This is a genomic window from Rothia mucilaginosa (genome assembly GCF_001061665.1).
GTDB lineage: Bacteria > Actinomycetota > Actinomycetes > Actinomycetales > Micrococcaceae > Rothia > Rothia mucilaginosa_A.
The window spans coordinates 42464-61854 of sequence record NZ_JVSP01000002.1 but is presented as its reverse complement, the minus strand read 5'-3'; the positions used below and the strand labels follow the sequence as shown (position 1 = coordinate 61854).

Below are 19391 nucleotides of genomic sequence, written 5' to 3'. Positions count from 1 at the left end.
ATGAGAATACACAGAAAACTCCCAGTTGTCACCTCTCTCGGGCTTAAATTTCGGCGTTTCGCCCCTGGGTGAATACTTGATAGCGCAAGCATCCAAGCTCCAATCAACGCGACTCCTAGCAACCGTTTCATGGCTCTGACTAGGTATTTCATAAGGATGCACATTCTTTTTAAGGGCGCCACTGCCCCTTAAGAACAGGATTCAAAACTCTTAAAAATAAACCTCGTCTCTTAAACCGATCTCCCAGAAAACAGCATTCCGCCTCCTCTGAGGCCTCCCACACGACCGAAAAACACGAAAAATGCACTCTTCTGCAGTTGCCAAAGCCACGGATAGAGGAGTATAAGCACGCGCACGCGAGCCCGCGGGCGGTACAGAGCGCTACGGAAACCGTAAACAGAGGAGGCGGCGCCTCCCCCGCTCGGGGAAGGCGCCGCCTCCACAGCTGTTTAACTACGTCTACAGGGCGCTGGCGCGCTTCACGACGATTGCGTTTGCCACGTCCATATCCAGGGACAGGGTATCGTCCTCGCCGTCGGCGTGAACGATCACGTCATCATTCTGGCCGGCCACAACCGACACCGAGGCGCCGTAGACGATGCCCGCATCCGCCAGAAGCTTCAGCAGCTCAACGTCGGTCTGAATGGACTCGGGGAAACGGGAAATCGTGAAACGGTCCTCGGGGCCCGAATCGCGAGCGGCCAGAGACATCGGCACGGTGCGCTCGTCGTTCTTCTCGCTCTCAATGCCCAGCTCTTCCAGACCGGGAATGGCGTTGCCGTAGGGGGAGAACTTCGGCTCGTTCAGCATCTGCAGGATGCGCTTCTCGACCTTATCGCTCATGACGTGCTCCCAGCGGCAGGCCTCTTCGTGCACGTACTCGAGGTCCAGGCCAATAATATCGGAAAGCAGACGCTCAGCCAGGCGGTGCTTGCGCATCACCTCGACGGCCTTCTGGCGGCCCTCGTCGGTCAGCTCCAGGTGGCGGTCAGGCTCAACGGTGAGCAGTCCGTGCTTCTCCATGCGGGCCACAGTCTGGGAAACGGTCGGGCCGGAGTGCTCCAGACGCTCGGCGATGCGCGCGCGCATGGGGACGATGCCCTCTTCCTCCAGTTCGAGAATAGTGCGCAAGTACATCTCTGTGGTGTCGATAAGGTCAGTCATTATCTCTCCAGCCATCAGCGCGACAGTGCGTAGGTAGCCCTGCCTAAGTCGTTAGTTTACTCAATAAACCATTATGTACCCTTTGGGCGGTTTTTGCCACGAGACAGCCCCGCGGGGTGCCCAGCGCGAACAGCCGGGCACCCCGCGGGGCTCCTTAAATCTCTATGGTGGTGACTCTACTCGGAGACGCTGCCCTCAGACCCCTCGGAGTCCCGGTCGGAATCCAGAGAAACCTCAGCGGCCTCGGCAGGTGCAGTCTCGGTACCCTCTTCTGCACTCTCCGCGCTCTCCTCGGAGGCTGCGGTGGCGGCCTCAGAGCCCTCGGCCTTTTCCTCAGCTTTCTTCTCGGCGGGTACTTCCGAAGAATCGGATGAAGAATCCTGCTCCAGGTCCTCGGGACGCACGCGGTCAGCCCACGGCACCCAATCCGGGGCGATGAGCGCATCGTCACCGGGCAGCAGGCCCACCTCACAAATCGTAGCGACCTTCGAGCGCGGGGCACGGGAGAGGGTCGCAAACCAGAACCAGCCGCGGTACCCGGGCATCGTGCACTCGAAGAGGTGGGTGCTCAGGCGCTCCTCCTCGGGGCGCACGTGGTGCACCAGACCAATATTGTGGTCGGGGGTAATCTCGTGGACGCCCTGCAACGCTACATCCTTAGCCGCCGCTAGGATCTCATCCACCTTGGAGGTGCGACGGGCCTTGTGCGGAACGCCCAGGGAGGGTTCGCCCGGGTCCTCAGCCGGCGCGGAGAAAGGGTCGTTAGAAGTATCAGTGGGGGTCCGGGAAGATTCGGCTTCCTCGGCGGCCTCGGTGAGGGCTGCCTCCACGGTGGCCTCGACGACCTTTTCGGTCTTCTCCTCGGCGGCCTCATCCGCAATCTTCTGCGCGGTCTCTACTTTCTCAGGTACAGCACCATCCACCGAGGTCTCGGCCTCCTCCGGGGCGGCAGCGGGCAGAGCGCCATCTGCGGGAGTATCGGGGGCGGGCATGGTTTCGGGGAGCAGTTCATTCACCTGTTCAGACATACCCCTATTAAAGCATCTCGCGTACACGAACACCTCGGGAGGCCCTCTAAGCTTCACAAACGCTGTGAATTTGGGGCCCAAACCCCCGATTCTTGGGCTTTGCTAGCAGAGAGCTGGGCACAAGCTGATACGGTTAATTTTATGAGTAACACCTCCGTAGAGACCCAGCACAGCAGTTCAGACCGGGCGTCCGCGCCTCTGCCCTACGCCCGTGCCATTCGTTGGCTGGGCGCGGGAGGCGGTATTCTCGCCCTCCTCTGCCTGCTCAGCGGAATCGTCATGCTCCTCATGAAGTGGGCCGGGGCCACCCCGCCCGCCGTCATGAGCCAGATTCCGCTCGTGCTTCTGCCCGTCGCATTCATCGCGCTGATGGTTGCGCTCGGCCTGGCAGTTCTGCGGCGCTCTAAAGCCTAACCACACACCGTTGCACACACTGCATTTCTCTACTCACCGACAGATCACCTTCCTGCCCTTCAGAACGAAAGATAAAGAGTATGTCTGCTGAAGCCAAGCTCCTCGTCGTTGATGACGAATTCAATATTCTTGAACTACTCGCCACTTCCCTGCGCTTTGCCGGTTTTGAGGTCGTCACCGCCGGTAACGGCCGCGACGCCCTCGAGAAGGCCAACACCGAATCTCCCGATCTGATTGTCCTCGACGTCATGATGCCCGGCATGGACGGCTTCGAGGTGACCCGCCGCCTGCGCGAGCTCGGAAGCACCGTCCCCGTCCTCTTCCTCACCGCGAAGGACGCCACCGAAGACAAGGTCACCGGCCTGGGTGCCGGCGGCGACGACTACGTGACGAAGCCCTTCTCACTGGATGAGGTGATCGCCCGCATCCGCGCCATCCTGCGCCGCAGCCGCGCCGTCCAGGACGAGGACGATGCCGTTCTGCGCGTCGACGACCTGAGCCTGAACGTGGATACCCACGAGGTATTCCTCGGCGAGGAAGAAATCGATCTCTCCCCCACCGAGTTCAACCTGCTGCACTACCTGATGCTCAACGCCAACCGTGTGCTGTCCAAGGCGCAGATTCTCGACCACGTGTGGGAGTACGACTTCAACGGTGACTCCTCGATCGTCGAGTCCTACATCTCGTACCTGCGCCGCAAGATTGACAACAACCGCGAAAACCACGAGCCGCTCATCCACACCAAGCGCGGTGTGGGCTACATGATTCGCGGTTCCCGAGGCTAACGTGGCGCTCAAACCCCTCGATCGCATCCCCCTCTCGCTTTCCCTGCGTACGCAGCTGGTGCTGGTGACCTCCATGCTCATCGCCCTGGCGATTGCCGTCACCAGCCTCGTGGCTATCTCTGCTCTGCGCGCCCAGATGGTGCACCAGCTGGACGAAGAGATGAAGACCAGCGCACCGGCACTGGTGCAGCTGGCCACCGTGCGACCTTCCGGCAAGCAAGAGGGGTCGCTCAGCACCTACCGCGTCTACCTACTCGATAAGGACGGCAAGGTGCTGTACTCGCTCAGCTCCGAGCACGACGAGCAGGCCGGCGAACCCACCCTGAACGGTTGGACCGCTGAGAAGGTGCGCAAGCAGAACGAGGAGGGCGTGACCGTTGGCTCCTCCAGCGGTTCCGCCGATTGGCGTCTACTTGCCGTGCCGATTGAGGCGAACGACTCCTCGGGATTGACCGAGGCGAGTTCCCTCATCATCGCGATGCCGCTCAAGCAGACCAACCAGGTGGTCGCCCTGGTCGGCGTGCTCACCTTCGCGTTTGGACTCGCCACCCTAGCCTCGGCCATCGCCATGACGTGGGTGATTGTGACGCGCACCTTCGAGCCGCTCGCGCGCGTTGAGCAGACCGCCGCCAAGATTGCCGCCGGCGACCTCTCCCAGCGTATCGAGGACTACAACCCGAACAACGAGATCGGTAACCTCGCCATCTCGCTGAACACCATGCTCGCCCAGATTGAGGCGCTCTTTAAGGCCCGAGAGAAGAGCGAGGCGAAGATGCGGCGCTTCGTGGGCGACGCCTCCCACGAGCTACGCACCCCGCTGGTGAGTATCCGCGGTTATTCGGAGCTCTACCGCCAGGGCGCGCTTCCCACCGAGGAGGCGGTCGGCACCGCCATGAGCCGCATCGAGTCGGAGTCCAAGCGCATGGGCCAGCTCGTCGAGGACCTGCTGACACTGGCCCGCATCGACGAGCGCAGAGAGTCCAAGCTGGCACCCTTCGACCTGTTTAACCTGGCGGTGGATGCCAGCAACGACGCCTACGCTACGGCCCCCGACCGCGAGGTTTCGCTCGTGGGCCTCAGCGACGATGTTGCCCCCACCTCCGCGCCGGTGCTCGGCGATGAATCGCGCATGCGTCAGGTCGTGGCGAACCTGCTGACCAACGCGATGCGTTACACCCCCGACGGCACGCCCCTGGAGATTGCGGTGGGCGTGCGCGAGGAGGTTGCGGGATTCCCGCTGGCCACCCTTGAGGTGCGCGACCACGGCCCCGGTATTCACGGCGAGGATCGCGAGCGCGTCTTTGAGCGTTTCTACCGCACCGACACCTCGCGTTCCCGCGAGACCGGCGGCACCGGTCTGGGCCTGTCCATCGTGGCCGCCATCATCGAACAGCACGACGGCCGAATCCACATTGAAGAGACCCCCGGTGGCGGCGCGACCTTCGTCATCTCGCTACCCTACTACCCACCACCCATCTCGGATGAGTAGCTGCTGAACTAGCGGGTTACGCGTCTCCGGCAGCCAGCGGCGTACCGAAACCCAGAAGAAGCCCCAAAGAAGCCCCCGAGCCTTACGCTCGGGGGCTTCTTCGTGTCCGGAGGGTTCAATCGCTCCGGCAGGCACGACCGGGTGTGGACGCACCGCCGGATGGACGCACCGCCGGATGGACGCTGCGCAAAGGGCGCAACGCAATATTCAGCCGAATTCTGAAGGCCCCGTTCGAAATTTTCGGTGCGTTGGAAGCAATCGGGAGGGTTTATCCACAGATTCTCTCATTGAGGCATTTTTAGGTAGTTTAATGCATTTTGAAAGAATACAGTGGTGTCATGCACTCGGGATAGTTCATAGCCCGGGGCAAACCCTCCCAGCGGCAACTCGCCGCCCACCACTCTCAAAGGAGAAACCCATGGCACAGTTCAACGTCGATTCTGAGGTCATCGCGGCCAAGAGCGCCCAGGCCAAGTCCTACGTCGCATCCATCACCGCGGATGTCAACGGCATGACCGCTTCCCTGCACGACCTGCAGAGCTCCTGGACGGGCTCGGCATCGGCCAACTTCCAGGGCGTGCTGGATCACTGGCACGCTACCCAGCGCCAGGTCGAAGAATCCATCACCCAGATCAACGAGGCCCTCTCCCGTGCGGGCGTTAACTACGCCGACACCGAGCAGGCCAACGCCTCGATGTTCGTGGGCTAAACGTGGGCTAGACAGCCCGCACCCGGTACGCCCCGCCACCACTGGATGGGCCCCGTGCGTGTGACGTACCAACGGAAAACCCGCCGCACCTCACTATTCGAGGGGCGGCGGGTTTCTCACGTTCTCTTTCCCTCTTTCCCGGTTCTTCCCAGAAATTCTTCCCAATGGTTCTTCTCAGAGGTTCTTCCCGGGGTTGCCGGCGGCGAACCCACCGGGAGCTACCGGGTGGGCGCTACGAGGCGGGGGTCTCCTGGCGGAAACGCAGGCGCCACAGGCCGCGCTCAGCGTCGTAATGCCAGATGCTCGAGCGGCTCACACGACCGCGGGCTGTCGCCACGGCGGCCATGACCAGAACGCTCGAGGCGTCAATCTGCTGAACCCCCTGCTTGGCCGGCGCACCCTGCTGGGTGAAGGCGCGCTCTCGATACTGCAACACCGAGGAGCGCGAAACCGACTTGCCGGTGGCGGTCACCCACACCAGGCGCTCGTGGAGCAGGGCGTCCAACTGAGCCGGGTCCATGACGGCGCCGCGGCTTTCCAATAGCTGTTCGGCGGCGGCGGCATCCTCGGGACGCGGGGCCGCGGGAGCCTGCCGCGTGGAAGGCTGGGTGGCGGGCTCGGGGACAGCGGGCGCGGCGGTCTGCACGGAACCGGGGGTCTCCGCAGGGGCTTCTGTGGGTGCCGGGGTCTCCGTGGGCGCCGGGATCTCTGCGCCCTCGCCCAGCAGCTCGGCGGGATCCACATCGTTCGGGTCGAGGCCGGCGAACTCTTCCAGGCCGGTCAGATCGTCCTCATCTTCCGCCTGCGCGGCGGAGGCCTGGTTGGCGGTTTCCTGCTGGCGGACCAGGGCCTGGGCATCGCGCTCGGCGGCACGCTCTGCCGCGAGCGCCAGCTGCTCCTTGCGGGTGCGGACCGCCTCCGGGTCGGGCGCATCCACGGCCGAGGCGGGCCGCAGCAGGCCGGACAGGCGCAGGCTCTCCACACCGCGCTGGGCATTCTCAATCTCGGCGGCGGTGAATTCCTGCACGGGCAGGTGGGCGTCCGCGGAGGCGGCAGGCTCACCCTCGGAAGCCGTGGTCGTGGCGGTAGCTTCAGAAGCCGCTTCAACCCGCGCTGTGGCGTCCTCTCGACCGGAGGCAAGCGAGCCGAAGCCGGGGCCGTGCGCGGGCTCGCGGCCCTCCTGATAGGCGCGCGCAGCACCATTCGCCAGGGAGTCAGCCTTCTCGTTGAGCTCGTGACCGGCGTGGCCCTTCACCCAAATAAACTCGTAGTCGCGGCCGGTCAGCGCCTGATCCAGCGCCTCCAGAAGGTCGCGGTTGAGCACGGGCTTGCCGTCGGATTTCTTCCAGCCCTTCTTCTTCCAGCCGGGCATCCACTTGGTCAGCGAGTTAATGACGTACTGGCTGTCGCAGTACACGCGCAGCTTCGCCTCCGGGCGGGATGCGGTCGCCTCGAACAGGTCCAGGACCGCCTTGAGCTCACCCATGTTGTTGGTGCCGTGCGCCCAGCCGCCGCTCGCCCAGTGGTCGTCGTCGATATACCATGCCCAGCCCGCCGGTCCGGGGTTGCCCAGCGCCGAGCCGTCTGCGGCGGCAATGATCTCTTGCGTGCTGTTCACGGTACCTTCTTTCTGCGCCGCCGCTCTATTGTGCGGGCGGCAGTCCGTAATGATGTCTGTGATGACTTTACCGCACCGGCGGCGAGGGTGTGTAGCGCGCGGTCACGGCTGTGGACAACCTATAGGAGCCCACCATAGCCGGGCGGGTACACTAAACCTATGAGCTATTCTGCCCCCGAAACACCCAGCGCACAGCGCCCGGAGCGCCCTACCGCCCGTCCGAGCGAGCGCGTGCAGATTTTCGCTCTTCCCACCCGCACCATGTACGGTTCCCTGCGTTTTAGCTGGTTGAGCTACCTGGGTCTTGCCGAGCAGCAGCATGCGGCGCAGTTGCCGACCTCCACGGCGGCGGTCAGCTACCTGAGCACTCAGGCACTCATGCGCGCCATGGCGGCGGCTCGTCTGGATGTGCCGTCCAGTGCCGCTTCTGAGATTGAGGTGGATCGTTCCTGCACCCTGTGCACCAGCGGTAAGAAGCACGGCAAGCCGCGCATCGCGGGCGTAAATTTCAATATGTCGCAGGTAAACCCGCTGGTCGTGGGTGCGTTTAGCCGTAACTCCTCGGCGGTGCTCGGCGTGGATGTTGAGACCCTGGATGCGCGCCTGTTCTCCGGTTTTGCGCGTCTGGCACTCTCCGATGAAGAACGCTCGTTCTACGAGAAGGTGGCTCAGGAACGCCCCGCACCCGTACTGCACCTGCTCTCGGTGGCGCTGTGGACCGCCAAGGAGGCGGTGCTCAAGGCGACCGGCCACGGCCTGAGCGTAGTGCCCTCCCTGGTTCGGGTGCAACTCACCGAGGAGCTGTTGGACGCGCTCGAACTTGCCATGAACGAGGAGGTCCCGGGGGACCTTCTGGGCAGCAACGCTCCCGAGCCGACCGCCCTGCGCGTACTGACTCAGGACAGCTTGACCGCCCAAGCGACCTTTAGCGCGCCCGCGGCTCAGGGCGGCGGCGATCAGGGCGGTAATCAGGGCGGCGACGCTGCCGAGCGTAGCTTTAGTCTGCAGTGGGTACCCGTGGCGCTACCCGACGCGGAGAACCCCGAACACGCGCAGAAGATGCTCATCGCCCTGGCGGTGGAAAACCCTGCCGAGGGTGAGCCCGCGCAGGTTGAGGCTCAGCTTCTGCCCGTGGCCACTCCCCTGGAGCTCAAGCGCCTGCTCACCGATTAGCCGCACTCAATCCCCTAACACCTGATACAACGACGGAACGCGCCCACCATGCCAGCGAACGCGTTCCGTCGTTTTATTCAGTCATCGTATTCAGTCGTTGTATTCTGCCTCGTCAAGGCGTTCGTGGCAGAGTCTTAGGGCGTATCTTCGCCCAGCGTATCCACGCCCAGTGCGCGACCGAAGCTGCCGAGCTTCGTACCGGTCTCCGTGTGCTCCAGCTCCGGGTCGGACTCAGCCACAATACCCGCGCCCGCGTACAGCACCGCCTCGTCCGGGCTGACCTGGGCGCAGCGCAGCACCAGCGCCCACTCGCCGTTACCCTCGGCGTCCATGTAGCCGACCAGGCCACCAAAGTAGCGGCGCTCGAAAGACTCCAGCTGGCGAATCAGTTCCAGCGCCTTCTCAGTGGGGGCACCGCAAATCGCGGGGGTCGGGTGAATCGCGCGGGCACCGTCCAGGCAGGTCAGCCCCTCCTTCAGCACGCCGTCGATGGGGGTCCCCAGGTGCCACAGCTGCGGGGTCTGTAGCAGTGAGGGCACCTGCGGCACGTTCAGCTCCTCGGCAATGGGTGCCAGGCGCTCGGCAATATCGTTGATGACGTAGGCGTGCTCGTGGCGGTCCTTCGGCGAGGCGAACAGGCGGTCACGAATCGCCTCGTCCTCGGCGCTACCGGGCTCGGCGATGCGCGGGGCGCTACCGGCAAGCGGGTGGGTCTTGAAGGCGCGGCCCTCGGTGCGAAACACCAGCTCCGGGGAGGCACCCATCAGGTAGCTTCCGCTCATGCCGCGCTCACCCTCGGGCAGGCGCACCGCAAAGTTGAACGCGGAACGCTGCTGGGCGCGCAGGTTGTTGTACAGCGCCTCCAGGTTGAGGGCGCCGGGTGCGTAGCGGGCGGTGAGCACACGCGAGAGCACAATCTTGCTCAGCTCGCCCGCCTTCATGCGCTCCACGGCGGTCGCAACGGCGGCACGGAACCGGTCGTTCTGGCGGCCGGTGACCGATACCGGCTCGGCAAGCGCCACTGTCTGTTCGGGGATCGGCACCTGCTGCTCCTCCAGGCGTTCGGGCACGAAGAGGTAGGCGGGCATATCGGGGTCAAAAGGAATCAGACCCACGACGGCGCTACCGGAACGTTTCGCCTCGTCCAGGGCATTATCGAAGGTTACAGGGGTCATCGCACCGGATGCGCGCAGGACGCGGGTGCCGGTGGCAAAGATAAAGTCGGGAAGGTTCGTCATCGTACTTCTATCAGTGGTGTGTGGGTTCGCGCCGGTCATCTAAAAGCCGGACGCGGGGTGCCGTTAGAGGGTCGCACCGCCGTCGGCGACAATCTCCTGCATGGTGATGTGGCGTGCCGCCTCAGAAATGAGGAAAGCGTTGACCGCCGCAATATCCACCGGGTCGGCAATACGGCCCAGCGGAATACCCAGGCGGAACGTTTGCGGGTTACCGGCAACCGGCAGGGCGGAGCGGTCCTCCCCCTCCCAGGCGTCGGTCACCATGGGGGTTCGGGTGGTGCCGGGGCAGACCGAGTTCACGCGAATACCGTGCGCGGCAAGCTGCAGACCGAAGCTGGAACTCACGCGCGCCGCCGACGCCTTCGATGCACCGTAGGCACCGAACTCCGCGCGGGGCACGCGCGCCGCATTGGAGGCGACCGTCACCAGGGAGCGGGTATTCGCCGGGTCGGACTCCTGCTGGTCAATCATGATGCGCGCGAATTCGCGCAGGCACAGGAACACGCCGTCGGAGTTGACCGCGTGCAGGCGCTTCCAGGTGGCGAAGCTGGTTTCCAGTAGCGGCTGGCTGTGGGCGATGCCCGCGGCGAGCACCGCACCGGTGATGGGTTCGTCGAGTGCGGCCACGGCGTTGGCGAGGGCGGTGACGGACTCTTCGCTGGTCACGTCCACGGGATGATAGCGGAAGAGCGCATCGCCGTAGGTGGCGAAGGAGGCAATGGGCTGCTCTGCAAGGTCAGCCGCAAACACCGAATAACCGTTCTTAATCAGCTGGTGGACGGTTGCCTCACCAATACCGCCGTTAGCGCCGGTCACGATCACCCAGCTCATGCGCGCGCCTCCTCTGCATCCTCGGTCTTCTCTGCCTTCTCAGCCTTCTGCAGGTCGGCGAGCACATCCGCGGTGTTCAGCACGCGGGCGCAACGACCCGAAGCGTACTCACACGCCATGCGGTGCTCCTCCTCCGAGAAGTCGGCGAGCGCATCCGCAACCATGAACGGCTGAATGTCACGCATGAACGCCTCTAGGGCGGTGGTCAGGCAGCCAATGTGCGCGTACACGCCGCCGATAATGAGCTGGTCGCGGCCAGACTCCTTGAGCAGGTCCTCGAAGGGGCTGCGCACGAACGCGGAGTAGCGCCACTTGGTCAGCACGGTGTCGCGGTCGGTGGGTGCCAGTTCGTCGAGCACGCGGGCGGACTCGTCGTTCTGCAGGCCGTCGCCCCAGAAGTCGATGAGCAGACGGCGGTCTTCGGGGTTCTGGCGCGGCGGCTGCGCGGTGTAGTAGACCGGGATTCCGGCGGCGTGGGCGGCGTCAATGAGGCGGCGCAGGTTCCGAATGGCGATGTTAATCTGGGCGTCCGGGTTGTCGTTGCCCTCACCCAGGTTGGCGCCTTCGAAAGCCTGGACGAAGTGTACCTGCATGTCGTGAACGAGCAGTACGGCTCGGGAGGGGTCCACAGGCCAGCTCACGCGGTTGCTGTGTTCACGGTCGACGTAGGTGTAGGGCTTGATTTTGGGCAGTGCCATGATTCTCCCGGTTCGTGCCTTTGGTTTTCGGTTGTATGCGCGGCGCAGGCGGTGCGCTGTGGTAGGTGTAGCAGCGAGTGGGTGCCTCCTCCGAGCCCTCTCGCGCTGACCACCCAATCGGTGAGCTTGCGCTTATCTCATAACCATCTTAGGGCATGCTTAGCTACAAGGTATATATGAGCCTTAACAAAAATGCTTCCCCACCCGCACCCCCGTTGACAGCACAACGGGCGGAACGGGCAGGGAAGCACTCAGACAAGCAGAAACGCTATACGAACCGCGAATTCAGCCGCGATTCTAGTTCAACTAGTTCACGGGCGCCGCGACGGCAAGAACCTCATTCAGACCCTCGGTAATCGAGGGGTGGGTGTAGATTTCATCGCGCAGCTGCGAAGCAGTAATGCCGTGGCGCATCGCCAGAGCCACCAGGTTAATAACCTCCATGGACTCGATTACCAGCAGCTGGGCGCCCAGAATCTGGTCGGTCTGCGCGTCAATCACGAACTTCATGATGCCGCGCGGGTTCTCCTGGGTCTTCGCACGCGGCATCGCGGCAACCGCGGCAACCGGCTTCGAAGCGACCTTCACCTTGTGGCCAGCCTCGATTGCCTCACGCTCGGTCAGGCCCACGGAAGACAGCGGCGGGTTCATGTAAATGGTCGAAGCCACTGCCTTGCGGTCCTTGGTGGAGCGGGAACCGTCACCGACCAGCTGGGAGAGCACCACGCGGTAGTCATCCAGGGAGATGTAGGTGAACTGCGGGCCGCCGTTCACGTCACCGAGCGCGAAAATGTTCGGCACGGTGCTGCGCAGGTGCTCATCCACGACAATTGCGCCGCGGTCATTGGTTTCAATGCTGGTATTCTCCAGGCCCAGACCCTCGGTGGCGGGCTTGCGGCCGGTCGCAACCATCACGTAGTCCACCTCCAGCTCCCGGGTGGCACCCTCGGAGTCGAGGTAGGTCACGGTCACCGAGTCAGCGCCGTCCTTGAAGGACTGCACGCGCACACCGGTGTGAGCGGTAATGCCCTGGTCTGCGATAATCTCGCGGGCAACCTGGGCAACATCCTCGTCATAGCGGCCGAAGAGGGCGGGTGCGCCATCCAGAATGGTCACCTCGGTACCGTAGGAGGAGAAAATACCGGCAAACTCAACACCGATGGGACCGCCACCGATAATGCCCAGACGCTTGGGGCGCGGGGTAAGCTTCTGCAGCTCGGTGGAGGTGAGCACACGCTCAGATTCGCGGACGCCCTCAATCGGCGGGATAACCGACACGGCACCGGTGTTGACGATGAAGTAGTCGGCGGTAACGCGCAGGGTGTCCTCGCCCGCGGTGACCTCAACCTCGGTGTCGGAGATGAAACGTGCGTGACCGTCAATGAGCTTAGCGGTCTCGTTGGACAGTAGGATTTCGCGGTTCTTGGCACGCATCGCACCGGTCAGCTTGTCACGGAAAACCACGGCGGATTCGTAGGCAGCGTTTGCCTCTTCGGGGGTGCGCTCGCCGCTGGCGCGGAACTCGTCGGCACGGTGAACCAGCGCCTTGGTGGGTACACAACCGATGTTGATGCAGGTGCCGCCGTACATGCCGGTGGACTGTTCGATGAGGGCAACGTTCTTACCGGTCTTGGCGTATGCGCCGGCGAGAGTCTTGCCGCCCTTGCCGAAGCCAATGACGACCATGTCAAAGTGCAACTGAGCGGGGGTGGCCATAATATTCTCCTGTGAAATTTAGATGATGATGTCTTCACAGAGTTCAACGGAAAGAAATGAGTATTATTCCCGCGCGCCACATTTTTTCTTGACCCCACCCACCGCTAGGAAGTGAGCAAAGCCCCCCTCCCCCTCTTCCACAGCCACCCCTCAGCCCGCGCGGGCGTAGACTGAAACTACCCGGCTCCCTACAAGAAGCCGGCCTAAAGGAAGCCAGCAAATTCAGGAGAACTCCATGAACACCCACGATATTCTGCGTGACGCCGCTAGCCGCCCCGGCATCGAAGCCGCCGTAGCCGTCAAGGGGCTATCCCCCGAGGCGCTCAACGCCCACCCGGGCGGGCACCCGAACTCTATCGCCTGGCTGCTCTGGCACGCCGGACGACAGATGGACATGCAGCTCTCCGCGCTGAACGGTCAGCCGCAGATCTGGGAGGCGCAGGGCTTCAGGGAACGTTTCAACCTGGGCGAACTCGGCGACACCATGGGCTACGGCCACACCGCCGAGCAGGCACGCTCCATCGTGGTTGAAGATTCTGCCCTGTTGGTGGAGTACCTTGTGGCAACCGGTGAGGCGCTCGCCGACTACGCGCAGACGCTGAGCGAGGCTGATTTGAGCGGGGTTATTGACCGTTCCTGGACTCCGCCGGTGACTCGCGGTGTGCGCCTGGTCAGTCTGATTGACGACGCAACGCAGCACGTGGGTCAGGCGGCGTACGCGGCGGGTATTCTCGCGGCACAGGATTAAGAGCGGAGAGCTAAACCACGCCCCAAGAATAGGCACGAAAAAGCGGTGGCGCCTCAGACACAACCGTCCGAGACGCCACCGCATACACGTATAAAGGCTGCTACTGCCTCTGCAGCAGCACCATGACCTCGTAGTGGTCCGTATGCGGGAACATGTCCAGCACGCGGCCCTGCACCGGCGCATACGACGGCATGCGCTCTAGGTCCTTCGCCAAAGTCACCGCATTACAGCTCGAATACACCACACGGTTAATACCCGAACCCTCAATCCACGCGCACAAGCTCTCACCAATACCGCGGCGCGGCGGGTTCACCACCAGCATCTGCGGCACCGTGCCCGAAGACACCGCGAACTCCGGTGCATCCTGAGCCGAAAAGTCCACGCCCTCCAGGCCGTACTCAGCGACCGTGCGCTGCGCCGAAGCGACCGCCTCCGCACTAATCTCAATACCCGTCACCGAGCCGCCATCCATCACCGAAGCGGCATGTAGAGCAAAACCGCCCACGCCACAGTACAGGTCCCACAGCGAGCGCGGAGCCACCTCACGCACCCACTCACGGCCCTGCGCGTACATCGCCTCAGCGACCTTCGTGTTCGTCTGGAAGAAGCTCTGTGGACGCAGATGCAGAGTCAGGTCATTCACCTGCATCGGCAGGGTCTGACGCTCCGAAAGGATAATCTCCTCATCCCCCTCAACACGCGCCACCGGTTCACGCAGCAGATTCACCGACAGCACCGCCAGGTTCGGCAGCCGCTCCTGCAACCACCCCAGCTGCCGACGAATCGGCACCAGAAGCTTCTTCGAACGCAGCACGAAACGCACCATCAGCTCGCCCGCCGCCGAAGCAGTCACCAGGATATTCTTCAGCTCACCGCGACGATTCGGAATGTCATAGGGGGTCAGGTCCGCGCGCTGAATCAGTTCACGCAGCACCGGAATAGCCGCCTGAATCGGCTCCATATAGAGCGGGCATTCTCCAAGATCCGTGGAGGCGCCCGTACGGTAATCCACAATGCCCAGGGTCGGATTCTTCGCCGAACCACCCACCACAAGCTTCGCCTTGTTGCGGAAGCCCGCCTCCGCGCTGGTCACCGGGTCCAGCCACTGCAGTTGCGGGTACGCGGCAAGCAGGGCGCGGGCATGCTCCTGCTTCGCCTGCACCTGCGCGGTGTAGGCGGTCTCAATGCTGGGGCAGGAGGAGCAGAGGTCATCACGAAAATAGGCACATTTCATAGGGGAACCATTTTACCGCCTCCACCGCCGGGAACGCCGCCGGCCCATGACGCGCGGGCGCTTAGGAGTGTGAAGGACCAGACCGCCGAGTCCCCTGGCGACGATTTACTTTCAGCACCGACCGATACGACCCTACCGAGAGCACAGAGAGCCCCGAAAAGACCGACAGCACGCCAAGAAAGCCCAGGCACGAGGCAACGGCCCCGGCAGAAAAGACAGAGCCGATGGACCCAAGCGAGAATACCGAACCAATAGAAAACGCCGAGTTCACAGAGCCAATACTGCAGAACGAGTTCACCGACCCGATGCTCAGAATCGAGCCCCGCGATCCGATGCTCTTCACGCTCCGATTGGTGCAGTCCGGGGCTGGTGAAATATGAGAGGAAGACGTGGTGTTAGAGCTCATGTTCTCAGCATATCGCTTGCCCCTTCCCCACCTCGCAACGCCTCTTTGAGTTACCGCCCAAACGGCAAAAAAGCGGGGGCGGTCACCCTTCATGGGTAGCCGCCCCCGCCTCATACGGATGCGTGGACCTGCGCCGGTTTGGGTACCAGCGCCGGGTCACCACCGGGTCACGCTTCGCGTGCCACGGATTCCGTAGAAATTTACCCCATCAGGGATAAATTTCTACTACATCATGCCGCCCATTGCGTCCGCACCAGGAACGGCCGCACCAGCGGGCTCCGGCTTGTTCGCAACAACAGCCTCAGTGGTCAGGAACAGACCAGCAATAGACGCAGCGTTCTGCAGAGCCGAACGGGTCACCTTCACCGGGTCAGCAATACCAGCAGCCATCAGGTCCTCGTACTCGCCGGTCGCAGCGTTCAGGCCGGTACCGGCGGGCAGGGAACGAACGCGGTCAACCACAACGCCCGGCTCCAGGCCAGCGTTAGCAGCGATCTGCTTCAGCGGTGCGTCAATAGCCACGCGCACAATGTTCGCGCCAGTTGCCTCATCGCCGGTCAGCTCCAGCTTGTCGAAGACCTTCACGCCAGCCTGAATCAGAGCAACGCCACCACCGGGGACGATACCCTCCTCAACGGCAGCCTTAGCGTTACGCACAGCATCCTCAATGCGGTGCTTGCGCTCCTTCAGCTCAACCTCAGTTGCGGCACCAGCCTTCAGCACGGCCACGCCACCGGCGAGCTTAGCCAGGCGCTCCTGCAGCTTCTCGCGGTCGTAGTCGGAGTCAGAGTTAGCGATCTCTGCGCGGATCTGAGCAACGCGACCCTCGATAGCCGCTGCGTCGCCTGCGCCCTCGATGATGGTGGTCTCGTCCTTGGTCACAACGACCTTGCGAGCGGAACCGAGCATGTCCAGGGTTGCTGCGTCCAGGGACAGGCCAACCTCTTCGGTAATGACCTGGCCACCGGTCAGGATAGCGATATCAGCCATCTGAGCCTTACGGCGGTCACCGAAGCCCGGGGCCTTCACAGCCACAGACTTGATGGAGCCGCGCATCTTGTTCAGCACCAGCAGAGCCAGAGCCTCACCCTCAACGTCCTCAGCAACAATCAGCAGCGGCTTGCCGGACTGCATGACCTTCTCCAGGACGGGAACGAGGTCCTTAACGTTCGAAATCTTCTGGTTCACAACCAGGATGTAGGGGTCCTCCAGGACTGCTTCCTGACGCTCCGGGTCGGTCACAAAGTAACCGGACAGGAAGCCCTTGTCGAAGCGCATACCCTCGGTCAGCTCCAGGTGCAGACCGAAAGTGTTGGAGTCCTCAACGGTGATGACGCCTTCCTTGCCGACCTTCTCCATTGCCTCAGCAATGAGCTTGCCGATCTCGGCGTCGCCAGCGGAAATAGACGCGGTTGCGGCGATCTCTTCCTCGGTCTCAACTTCCTTTGCGGAGGAGAGCAGAGCCTCGGTCACAGCCTCAACAGCCTTCTCAATGCCGCGCTTGAGGCTCAGCGGGTCAGCGCCAGCAGCCACGTTGCGCAGGCCCTCGCGGACCAGCGCCTGAGCCAGAACGGTAGCGGTGGTGGTACCGTCACCGGCAATGTCGTCAGTCTTCTTGGCAACTTCCTTGACGAGCTCCGCACCAATCTTCTCGTACGGATCCTCCAGCTCGATTTCCTTCGCGATCGAGACACCGTCGTTGGTGATGGTGGGGGCGCCCCACGCCTTCTCCAGCACAACGTTGCGGCCGCGGGGGCCGAGGGTCACCTTCACTGCATCGGCGAGGGTGTTCAAACCGCGCTCAAGGCCGCGGCGTGCCTCTTCGTCAAAAGCAATGAGCTTTGCCATAAGTGTCCTCCTGAACGATAGGATTTTCTCCTGCATCCCGCTGGGATGCGGTACGTCTAAAATTGGGGCCCGGACCCTGGCGCGTGTAACTCACGCGCGCGCCATGCAGGGCGCCCAAATGCTACATCAATTGTGGCACCCGCACCGGCAGGGGGCAAACGTTTAAGCCCAAGGTTGAAGGGTTAATCGCCCAGTGCTTAATCTGCGCTCACCCAACCCGCCGTCGGGGGCCTCAACGCCCTCTCGACGGGGGACGTTAAAGCATCAACCCCACCCGGTACCTAATTGGAATTGCACGAGTGGGGTCGGTGAAAGTTTGTCATGACAAAGCGGCGGAGGCGGGGGCCTAGCCGGTGTAATCGGAGGCCAGAACCACAATCACCTCGTGGTTGCCCATCGGCACGGCGGAGGTCGCCTGGCGCACCTGGGAAATGTCCAGGGCCGCGGCGATGCTCTGCGCCTGCGCCTGGTAGCCCTCCGCGTAGTACACCACGCTGGTCGCCGGGGCCGCACCGGTGTAGTTGGCGGTCTCGTTGACGGTGTAGTTGCTCAGCAGAGCCGCCGCGCTCGAGGCGCTACCGGCCGGGGCAGACGCGTTAAACACGCCCACCGAAATGCTGTCCACCAGACCCGTCTTCGAGGGGGTGGCCGAGGCCGTCGCGGACGCAGAGGCCGAAGCGGAGGTAGCGGATGCCGAGGAACGGGCCGAAGCAGAGCTCGACGCGGACTTCTGCGCCGAGTACTCGGGCGAAGCCGTGCGCGGGGCATAAATGTACATGGCGGCACCCACCAGCAGGCCGACCACGCCGGCGGCAACCAGCGGAATAGCACCCTTCGGGCTCTTTGCGGGATCGGCGTTGACCGCGCGGTAGGTTCCGCGGCGCGCGGTCTTCTCGTCCACCTCATCAAACTCGTCGCGGGGATAGCTCATGGTCTCCTCAATTCACGGGTACTTCATCGCGGTGGTCCGCGCGGTGCTTCTTCGAGGTAGCGCGGCGGATGACTTGGCGCTCCCTGTACCTAGAGTACCGTCTCGGGCAAACAGAACCAACGCGGGCACGCACCGCAAAGCGTCACGCCAGGATTGACTAGTCGGCATCACGACGGGCACGCAGCGCATCCACGAGTCGCGGAGCCGCCGCGCGCACGCGCTCGTCGTCCAGCATGACGTTCAGCATCTGGTAGTAGGCAATCGGGGTGAATCCGAGGGCTTTAATGGCCTTCTCTTTGGAACCCTGATGCTTGAATCCTCGGCCTTCCAGGGCCAGGATGCGCCGCTCGAGTGGGTTCAGCCCGTCGTTCAGCTCATCCGATTGAGTCTCAGCACGGACGGGGGTCTCGGCCGAGGTTTCAGCCGGACTTTCGGTCTTTCCCGGAGTTTTGTTCTCCGGGGTTTCGGACTGCACGGCTTCGGTGTGTTCCTGCTCCGGCATATTCCCTCCTCATTCTGTCTGCGGCGTACCATCGCGGCCGACATTGCCACCGCGAGTATTCGTCTTCCCTTAGTCTAGAGGAGAGCCTCAGTCTAGAGGAGAAGCAAACGTCGCGCGCCCGGCACCGAGAAACCAGCCGGGCCGCCCCAGCCCGAGGAGTACGCTTGAACCAGCCCCTGAACACCATCATGAGCGAGGACTGGGCCGCGGCCCTCGCCCCGGTCGAAGAGCAGATTCACGCCATGGGGGATTTCCTGCGCGCCGAGCACGCCGCCGGCTACCGAACCTTCCCGCCGTCCGGTGATATCTTCAACGCTTTCCGCCGCCCAATGAGCGAGGTTAAGGTTCTTATCATCGGGCAGGACCCCTACCCCACCCCCGGTAATGCCATGGGCCTGTCCTTCTCGGTGCATCGCGGCATGCCCGTACCCCGCTCGCTCACCAATATCTACAAGGAGCTGCAAGACGACCTGGGCATCGCTCCCGCCGAACACGGCGACCTGTCCTGCTGGGCCGACGAGGGCGTCATGCTCCTGAACAGGGTGCTTTCCGTGCGCGAGTCCGATGCCGGTTCGCACCGCGGCAAGGGCTGGGAAGAGATTACCGAGTGCGCTATCCGTGCCCTGGTGGCGCGCAATCAGCCGCTCGTGGGTCTGCTCTGGGGTGCGGATGCACGCAAGTGCGCGCCCATGCTGAAGCCGTACCCGAGCGTGGAGTCGGCGCATCCCTCGCCCCTTTCGGCGCGACGGGGTTTCTTCGGTTCCCGCCCCTTCTCCACAGTGAATTCCCTGCTCGTGCAGCAGGGGGCCGAGCCGGTGGACTGGACCGTGCGCTAGAGCTTTCAAAGATAGCGTGGCGG

18 protein-coding genes are annotated in these 19391 nt (G+C 63.2%); 7 read left to right on the top strand and 11 right to left on the bottom strand.

The annotated features are described in order from the left end of the window. Window positions 1-459: 459 nt before the first annotated feature. Together ADJ95_RS00635 and ADJ95_RS00630 are read right to left on the bottom strand one after the other, a co-directional pair. The gene (locus tag ADJ95_RS00635; RefSeq protein WP_049331549.1) at window positions 460-1164 is read right to left on the bottom strand and encodes a metal-dependent transcriptional regulator; all 705 of its coding nucleotides are present in this window, start codon (window positions 1162-1164) and stop codon (window positions 460-462) included. A 176-nt stretch (window positions 1165-1340) separates the two neighbouring features. Then, a complete protein-coding gene (locus ADJ95_RS00630; protein WP_049331547.1) occupies window positions 1341-2192 on the bottom strand; it encodes a DUF3027 domain-containing protein in 852 nt (283 codons plus the stop codon). A 141-nt stretch (window positions 2193-2333) separates the two neighbouring features. Between ADJ95_RS00630 and ADJ95_RS00625 the strand changes: the two genes are divergently transcribed. From ADJ95_RS00625 to ADJ95_RS00610, 4 genes are all read left to right on the top strand, one after another. Continuing rightward, window positions 2334-2606 (top strand): hypothetical protein, encoded by a 273-nt coding sequence (locus tag ADJ95_RS00625; protein WP_049331544.1) that lies wholly within the window; start codon window positions 2334-2336, stop codon window positions 2604-2606. A gap of 80 nt (window positions 2607-2686) precedes the next feature. Continuing rightward, window positions 2687-3391 (top strand): response regulator transcription factor, encoded by a 705-nt coding sequence (locus ADJ95_RS00620; RefSeq protein ID WP_049331542.1) that lies wholly within the window; start codon window positions 2687-2689, stop codon window positions 3389-3391. A gap of 1 nt (window position 3392) precedes the next feature. Continuing rightward, window positions 3393-4880 carry a sensor histidine kinase gene (locus ADJ95_RS00615; protein ID WP_049331540.1) on the top strand — a complete coding sequence of 496 codons (1488 nt, stop codon included), beginning with the start codon at window positions 3393-3395 and terminating at the stop codon, window positions 4878-4880. 418 nt (window positions 4881-5298) lie between these two features. Continuing rightward, the gene (locus ADJ95_RS00610; RefSeq protein ID WP_049331538.1) at window positions 5299-5589 is read left to right on the top strand and encodes a WXG100 family type VII secretion target; all 291 of its coding nucleotides are present in this window, start codon (window positions 5299-5301) and stop codon (window positions 5587-5589) included. 232 nt (window positions 5590-5821) lie between these two features. Here the strand turns inward: ADJ95_RS00610 and ADJ95_RS09570 are convergent, their stop codons facing one another. Further along, a complete protein-coding gene (locus ADJ95_RS09570) occupies window positions 5822-7207 on the bottom strand; it encodes an RNase H family protein (protein WP_049331535.1) in 1386 nt (461 codons plus the stop codon). A 159-nt stretch (window positions 7208-7366) separates the two neighbouring features. On the opposite strand from ADJ95_RS09570, the gene ADJ95_RS00600 reads away from it, so the two are divergent. Then, window positions 7367-8380 carry a 4'-phosphopantetheinyl transferase family protein gene (locus tag ADJ95_RS00600; RefSeq protein WP_049331533.1) on the top strand — a complete coding sequence of 338 codons (1014 nt, stop codon included), beginning with the start codon at window positions 7367-7369 and terminating at the stop codon, window positions 8378-8380. Between the two features lie 134 nt (window positions 8381-8514). Here ADJ95_RS00600 and ADJ95_RS00595 read toward each other — a convergent pair whose 3' ends face one another. The 4 genes from ADJ95_RS00595 to ADJ95_RS00580 form a co-directional block, all read right to left on the bottom strand. Then, a complete protein-coding gene (locus ADJ95_RS00595; RefSeq protein WP_049331530.1) occupies window positions 8515-9618 on the bottom strand; it encodes an isochorismate synthase in 1104 nt (367 codons plus the stop codon). A gap of 63 nt (window positions 9619-9681) precedes the next feature. After that, entirely contained in the window at window positions 9682-10449 is a 768-nt protein-coding gene (locus tag ADJ95_RS00590; RefSeq protein ID WP_049331526.1) for an SDR family oxidoreductase, read from the bottom strand. Next, window positions 10446-11147 carry an isochorismatase family protein gene (locus ADJ95_RS00585; RefSeq protein ID WP_049331523.1) on the bottom strand — a complete coding sequence of 234 codons (702 nt, stop codon included), beginning with the start codon at window positions 11145-11147 and terminating at the stop codon, window positions 10446-10448. The genes ADJ95_RS00590 and ADJ95_RS00585 overlap by 4 nt, the downstream gene beginning before the upstream one ends. A gap of 306 nt (window positions 11148-11453) precedes the next feature. Further along, the gene (locus ADJ95_RS00580) at window positions 11454-12863 is read right to left on the bottom strand and encodes an FAD-dependent oxidoreductase (protein ID WP_049331521.1); all 1410 of its coding nucleotides are present in this window, start codon (window positions 12861-12863) and stop codon (window positions 11454-11456) included. Between the two features lie 235 nt (window positions 12864-13098). Between ADJ95_RS00580 and ADJ95_RS00575 the strand changes: the two genes are divergently transcribed. After that, window positions 13099-13611, top strand: a complete 513-nt coding sequence (locus tag ADJ95_RS00575) for a mycothiol transferase (RefSeq protein WP_049331519.1) — start codon at window positions 13099-13101, stop codon at window positions 13609-13611. A 100-nt stretch (window positions 13612-13711) separates the two neighbouring features. Here the strand turns inward: ADJ95_RS00575 and rlmC are convergent, their stop codons facing one another. The 4 genes from rlmC to ADJ95_RS00555 all read right to left on the bottom strand — a co-directional run bounded on the left by rlmC (window position 13712) and on the right by ADJ95_RS00555 (window position 18532). Further along, the gene (rlmC, locus tag ADJ95_RS00570) at window positions 13712-14845 is read right to left on the bottom strand and encodes a 23S rRNA (uracil(747)-C(5))-methyltransferase RlmC (RefSeq protein ID WP_049331516.1); all 1134 of its coding nucleotides are present in this window, start codon (window positions 14843-14845) and stop codon (window positions 13712-13714) included. Between the two features lie 631 nt (window positions 14846-15476). After that, entirely contained in the window at window positions 15477-17099 is a 1623-nt protein-coding gene (gene groL / locus ADJ95_RS00565; RefSeq protein WP_049331514.1) for a chaperonin GroEL, read from the bottom strand. A 346-nt stretch (window positions 17100-17445) separates the two neighbouring features. Continuing rightward, a complete protein-coding gene (locus ADJ95_RS00560) occupies window positions 17446-18030 on the bottom strand; it encodes a LytR C-terminal domain-containing protein (protein WP_049331512.1) in 585 nt (194 codons plus the stop codon). Between the two features lie 157 nt (window positions 18031-18187). After that, window positions 18188-18532 carry a DUF3263 domain-containing protein gene (locus ADJ95_RS00555; RefSeq protein ID WP_049331510.1) on the bottom strand — a complete coding sequence of 115 codons (345 nt, stop codon included), beginning with the start codon at window positions 18530-18532 and terminating at the stop codon, window positions 18188-18190. A 164-nt stretch (window positions 18533-18696) separates the two neighbouring features. Here ADJ95_RS00555 and ADJ95_RS00550 point away from each other — a divergent pair, with 164 nt between their 5' ends. After that, window positions 18697-19368: a uracil-DNA glycosylase gene (locus tag ADJ95_RS00550; protein WP_065423968.1), complete on the top strand. Its 672-nt coding sequence runs from the start codon at window positions 18697-18699 to the stop codon at window positions 19366-19368. The last annotated feature ends 23 nt before the right edge of the window (window positions 19369-19391 follow it).